The sequence below is a fragment of the Aeromonas sp. QDB39 genome (genome assembly GCF_027707585.1).
Lineage (GTDB): Bacteria > Pseudomonadota > Gammaproteobacteria > Enterobacterales > Aeromonadaceae > Aeromonas > Aeromonas hydrophila.
Genome location: NZ_JAPCIV010000112.1, coordinates 1 through 1,198, shown reverse-complemented (window position 1 = coordinate 1,198; position 1,198 = coordinate 1). Strand labels below are relative to the sequence as shown.

The 1,198-nt window shown below is 55.5% G+C and carries 1 protein-coding gene; it reads right to left on the bottom strand.

Going from position 1 to position 1,198, the window contains the following annotated elements:
• Window positions 1–39: 39 nt before the first annotated feature.
• Window positions 40–1,127 (bottom strand): IS3-like element ISKpn10 family transposase gene (locus tag PG899_RS24040; RefSeq protein ID WP_099368947.1). Its coding sequence is split into 2 segments (ribosomal slippage): window positions 40–875 and window positions 875–1,127, totalling 1,089 coding nucleotides; the frame shifts between segments, so codons are not numbered across the junction.
• Window positions 1,128–1,198 lie beyond the last annotated feature (71 nt).

The window sequence follows — 1,198 nt, the reverse complement described above, 5'->3', positions numbered from 1 at the left end:
GGTAATCCCCCCATTTTTAGGGGCATTCAAAAGTAGAGGTCATGCGGCCTGTGCCAGACGCTGTTTCGGCGTGTAGCCACCCAGCGCCATATTGGGCCGCTCATGGTTATAAACCCACAGCCAGTTCGTGGCAAACTCCTGTAGTTCATTCAGTGACTCAAACAGGTAATGGCCCAGCCAGTCGTAGCGCACCGTGCGGTTAAACCGTTCGATGTAGGCATTCTGCTGCGGATTTCCTGGCTGGATATAGCCCAGGGTTATCCCCTCCTGTTTCGCCCATCGCTTGAGCTCTTCGCTGATGTATTCCGGGCCATTGTCACATCGGATAATGGCGGGCTTACCTCGCCACGTGATCACCTGCTCCAGCGCCCGTTTGACTCGTGAGGCGGGTAAGGAGAAATCCACCTCGATGCACAGCGCTTCACGATTGAAGTCATCGATCACATTAAACAGCCGCACCGAGCGGCCATCGCTGAGCTGGTCATGCATAAAGTCCATCGACCAGCACTGATTAGGCTGGTCGGGAACCGCCAACGGCTCTGGCTTAGCCCGAACCAACCGTTTCCTGGGTTTTATCCGCAGATTGAGCTCCAGCGCCCGATAGATCCGGTATACCCGTTTGTGATTCCAGCCAAAGCCTTGGACGTTGCGCAGGTACAAAAAGCATAACCCGAAGCCCCAGTTGCGCTGGCTGGCCGTGATACGTAGCAGCCAATCGGCAATTTCCTGGTTTTCATCGACCAGCACGGGCTGATAGCGATAGCAGCTTTCACTGACCTTGAAGATCCGGCAAGCCAGACGGATGGATATGGCGTAGTGAGTCACGGCTTTGGTCGCCATCTCCCGGCGGGCAGATGGCGTTACCACTTTTTTGCCATGGCCTCGGTGATGATCTCTGCCTTGAGGCGCTCCTCGGCGTACATCTTCTTGAGGCGGCGGTTTTCGTCCTCCAGCTCCTTGAGTCGAGCCATGAGGGAGGCATCCATCCCCCCGAATTTGGAACGCCACTTGTAGAAGGTGGTCGTGCTTATGCCATGCTCGCGGCAGAGCTCCGGGACGGGAGCTCCAGCCTCAGCTTGTTTGAGGATGGCGATGATCTGGGTATCGCTAAAGCGTGATGTTTTCATGTAGAACCTCCTGCGTTCAAGGTACGGGAAAATTCTACTTATGAGCACCCTGGTTTTTCGGGGGGATTACC